The sequence below is a fragment of the uncultured Paraglaciecola sp. genome, assembly GCF_913058035.1.
GTDB lineage: Bacteria > Pseudomonadota > Gammaproteobacteria > Enterobacterales > Alteromonadaceae > Paraglaciecola.
The window spans coordinates 1-4,453 of the sequence record NZ_CAJXPA010000263.1 but is presented as its reverse complement, the minus strand read 5'-3'; the positions used below and the strand labels follow the sequence as shown (position 1 = coordinate 4,453).

Annotated in this window: 4 protein-coding genes; all 4 read left to right on the top strand. The window is 39.4% G+C overall.

The window, feature by feature from the left end; all coding sequences use genetic code 11:
- Nucleotides 1-624 precede the first annotated feature (624 nt).
- Nucleotides 625-837, top strand: a complete 213-nt coding sequence (locus tag QZ562_RS19845) for a DUF4177 domain-containing protein (protein WP_293764157.1) — start codon at nucleotides 625-627, stop codon at nucleotides 835-837.
- A 53-nt stretch (nucleotides 838-890) separates the two neighbouring features.
- Nucleotides 891-1,283 carry a TM2 domain-containing protein gene (locus tag QZ562_RS19840; protein WP_293764155.1) on the top strand — a complete coding sequence of 131 codons (393 nt, stop codon included), beginning with the start codon at nucleotides 891-893 and terminating at the stop codon, nucleotides 1,281-1,283.
- Nucleotides 1,284-2,005: 722 nt separating this feature from the next.
- On the top strand, nucleotides 2,006-3,298 hold the full coding sequence (locus QZ562_RS19835; protein ID WP_293764159.1) for a ribonuclease J: 1,293 nt from the start codon (nucleotides 2,006-2,008) through the stop codon (nucleotides 3,296-3,298).
- Nucleotides 3,299-3,812: 514 nt separating this feature from the next.
- On the top strand, nucleotides 3,813-4,453 hold a 641-nt coding region (locus tag QZ562_RS19830), incomplete at its 3' end, for an AEC family transporter (RefSeq protein WP_293764153.1).

Below are 4,453 nucleotides of genomic sequence, written 5' to 3'. Positions count from 1 at the left end.
TCTTATGAGTTATGTTTTTATTATGTTTCTATGTGTGCTTTGCTTTTCTTTTTTTTTTTTTTTAATGATACGGCGACCACCGAGATCTACACTATCCTCTTCGTCGGCAGCGTCAGATGTGTAATAAGAGACAGGTATGAATATCTTCTTACTAGTCGTTGCCTTTTTTAGTTTGTTGGCTGTTATTGCACATGTTTTTGGTGGAACGAAATAGACGGCTAGTATTGCTTCTGACGAAAATAATATTTTATTAACTCGCAGTTGGAAGCAAGTTATGTGTGCATTTCAAAAGTTAGCAATTGATCTAATTAATGTAACTATTGCTCTTTTTACAATATCCCTAACAGACCTCTTATCGTTTGAATACGAGTTAACTTTATTCCTAAGTTTGCTCTATTTACTTTGGGGTGTAGTTTGTTTGGTTCTGGGTTATTGTTGATCGGCGCCTAGTTCGCATAATTAGAAAATCAACAAGGACACGTAACAGTTGGCTATGTGTCGCTTCGATACACAATTCTATCCAACTACTACTTAGCCTGTTATTTGGGCGTTCAGGCTTCAAAGTGGCGCGCTTCTCACGAACGAAGTCATTTATCATTGAAGCATAATTCAAGAGGAAGAAAAATGGTTTTTAAAGAGTATAAAGTTCTTCATATAGTTGAGGGTGGTTTAGGAACAATATTTCTAGGGGCATCAGGAATCCCAATAAAGAAGATGGAAATTGCTCTCAACAAAGAGGCTACAAATGGCTGGATACTCGCTTTCCAGCTAGTAGAACAAAAGCGTTTTTTACTGTTCTGGAAACGTGAAGCTGTGATTATTACATTGGGTCGCTAATTAAATTTATTCTGACAGGAATAGCACCTTGTCAGCATTAAATCGGAAACGAAATGTCATCTAAACAAGAAGTTGAAGAAAAAGAAGAAACCATTCGAAAACTAGTCAGAGAGTTGCCGGATAACAGCAGACTGATGTTTTTTAAAGAGTCGGATAAAAGACTGAAAGACCCCGACACCTATGCAGCCCTTAACTATATTTTCATTGCAGGATTACATCACTTTTATTTAGGTAAATGGCAGCGGGGCTTGTTGAATATTGTTGTTTTTTGGACCGGCGTAATATTCTTGTTTAATGGTTACACAAGTATTGGAATAGTCATTATCATAGCTATCACTATCTTAGAATTTTATGAACTGTTTAAGTCAGAGATTATTGTTAAAGAGCACAATAATAGCGTAATGGAACAGATCTATCATGACCTCCAAAAAAGCTCAATCAGATAGCTAGAGTCTTTTGATCCAGCCTCTACAATTCACTGTATTCGAATATCCACCTCAAGGACACTTTGTTGCTTCGCTTGGGCACGCACAGGGTGTTTCCGGAAGCTATTTAAAGAAAAATTTTTAGTTTGTGACGTTTTACTTCAATTCTAGTACTCCTTTTGCAGCACTATTTCAATCTAACATTGGGGGTGGCTATAGTTTTTTACCAGAATGAGAACCAACACCGTACTGGTATTTGCGTTGTTAACAGCAGAAAATAACCTACTAGAAGGGTGTATCTTTACTGGTGACAAGCTGTTTTCTGGGTAGTGTCATCGTAATTTCCTTTAACGATTGAGGTATACCCTTTCATTCTTCAAATTTGACTCTAAGTAACAATGATATCGGGTTAGTAGATAATCCTCATTTTTTATTCTCTATTATTATTTTCTGCTTTCAGGTCAGGTTTTGCGGCTTGATATTGATTAATAAATCTTCTTATACTTTGATGCTGATTGCTTAATCGAGCATCTTGCATTAATGCTGAATGGTATAAACTTGAAGTCAGACTTGAATTCGAACAGCATGATCTTAAATAGTCAATTTACAGCAGACTAAAAACATAATTTTTTATTCTAATTACCTCTAGTTTTTTAACCTTATTTTGAGCATCCATCTTGAATCACAACCCAACTGAAAAAGATCTATGGTTTTTGCCTTTAGGTGGTACTGGCGAAATAGGTATGAACGTCAATCTCTATGGGCATAACAATCAATGGCTGATGATTGATTGCGGAGTTACTTTTGGCGTACCGCTTGACCGAGAACAAGATGAAGCGACTGCCGTAACCAGGCACAACGTAGTGACTGCCGATATTTCTTTTATAGCCAATCAGCGTGATAGGTTATGCGGTATTGTGTTGACACATGCACATGAAGATCATCTTGGGGCCGTGGTGAGTCAATGGGAGCAATTACAATGTCCAATATATACCACGGCCTTTACAGCAGAGGTATTGAGGCGCAAAGCCCACCGAGCTGAAATTCAGTTTGAACTACCTATTCGAGTTGTCGAGCCCGGCAGCGTCATTGACATTGGTCCATTCACAGTCGAGTGGATACCGACAACTCACTCTATTCCTGACGCAAATGCAATCCTTATTAGTACTCCTGTTGCGCGCGTATTGCATACCGGTGATTGGAAAATCGATGCTAATCCGGTAGTAGGTGAAAGTTTCAACAGGCAACTATTTAAGCAATTAGCCAGTAAAAATATTACGGCCATGGTGTGTGATTCAACTAATGCTAATCGGCCTGGTCATTCATTGTCTGAAAAAGACTGCGAACAAGGCTTAGGCACGCTCATCAGCAAGGCAAAAGGCAGAGTCGTAGTGACTTGTTTCGCAAGCAACATAGGACGTTTAATTACCCTTGCAAAGATAGCGAAGGCGAGTAATAGATACATGTGCTTACTGGGTCCTGCACTTGAAAACATGGTGAGTATCGCCAGAAGAACAGGCTTTTGGCCTGATGAGTTAAAGATAACTCCGCTTAGACACATCGGCTATTTACCAAGACATGAAGTCCTTATAGTTGCTACCGGTAGTCAAGGTGAACCACGAGCAGGTCTTTACAAGCTCGCTTTGAATAACCACAGAGACTGTGATCTGGATGCAAAAGACATTGTTATTTTTAGTAGTATTGTGATTCCGGGAAATGAAAAATCGGTCAAACGATTAACTGACTTATTAAAAGAACGCGAAGTAACGGTTATTGAATCAGCCAGTTGTGAAAATACCATTCATGCTTCCGGTCATCCCAATGAGGGTGATTTGATCCAACTATTCAATTGGGTCAAACCAAAATGTATCGTCCCCGTGCATGGTGAGCCCAAACACTTATTAGCATGCTCACAGATTGGAAAAGCACAAGGAATTAAATATCAGCTGGTTGGCTTAAATGGTGATTTATATAGCCTTGCGCCAAGCTTTTCAATTAGACGGAAGTTAATTAACGCACCTCGAATAGCCCTTTAACGAATCCTGTTCTGACGGATTGCTTGGCGTGTTCTGAACAACACTTACCGGACACTTTGTTTAGAGAGTCTTCGTAGTTAACGGGTGACTGATCACATTTCTTAGCATGCAGTGAAATGGGTCATCAAAGAAACAGTAACAAATGGAAACTGATTTTATTTTCAACCTGCTGCTCCTAGCGTAACTAACAATTGTTTAATCAGCTCTGATGAACTATTTAGGGCCAAAAATTTCGAATTGGAGTAAAAAGCGATATCAAAATAACTGTCCCTCATTATGATTAACTAAACTCATCAGATGCTTAAAAACATCGTTTTTTATGCTGGCCGCTATATTCTTTATTATGGGTTATCAATCTTAGTGGCATTTAATCGGCGTTTGGACATCAAAGGATGCTCAGGTCTCATCAGGTTCAAGCCATTCAACGTTATATCAATGATCGTTCGATTTATTCCGGTACAGGGACAAACCGAAGTTAACCCAACTCAACTAGATGGAATTCAGGAACGATTAAATGCTTGCTGTTATTCAACTCGTATTGCCGCTGTTTGCGATTATCCTTCTAGGTTTTGTTGCGGGTAAATTGGCTCGCCTACCGATTGAAGGCTTGGCATGGATGAATTTTTATATTATCTATGCTGCTTTGCCAGCGTTGTTTTATCAGCTTCTATCCACAACGCCAGTCAGCCAGTTTGCTCAAGTTGGATTTACTGTGATATCAATGGGCAGCACATTCACTATTTTTCTGCTGGTGTATTTGATTGCCAAATGGCGCAAAAAGAATCAATCTGAGGCCACTATTCAAGGGCTTGCCGCCGCTTATGGCAATGTTGGTTATATGGGGGTTCCACTTGGGTTGGCTGCTTTTGGGCCGGCAGCCGCTGTGCCAGTAGCACTTATTTTTTGCTTCGAAAATGCGATGCATTTTATTGTCGCACCCTTGTTTATGGTGCTCGATAATGGCAACCAACAAACCAAATTGGCATTGATCCGGCATATCTTGGTAAAAATATTTCCCTATCCTTTTATTGTTGCGACTTTAGCCGGTGTATTGGCTTCAGTTTTTTCCTTTCAAATGCCAGAATTTGCCAATAAAACATTAGATCTATTATCACAAACTGCTGGGCCTTGTGCTTTATTTGCAATGGGTATTAG

Excerpts from the sequence above, each read along its gene's own strand:
- QZ562_RS19845 (WP_293764157.1), top strand. The coding sequence starts at position 625 with ATGGTTTTTAAAGAGTATAAAGTTCTTCATATAGTTGAGGGTGGTTTA.
- QZ562_RS19840 (WP_293764155.1), top strand. The coding sequence starts at position 891 with ATGTCATCTAAACAAGAAGTTGAAGAAAAAGAAGAAACCATTCGAAAA.
- QZ562_RS19835 (WP_293764159.1), top strand. The coding sequence starts at position 2,006 with ATGAACGTCAATCTCTATGGGCATAACAATCAATGGCTGATGATTGAT.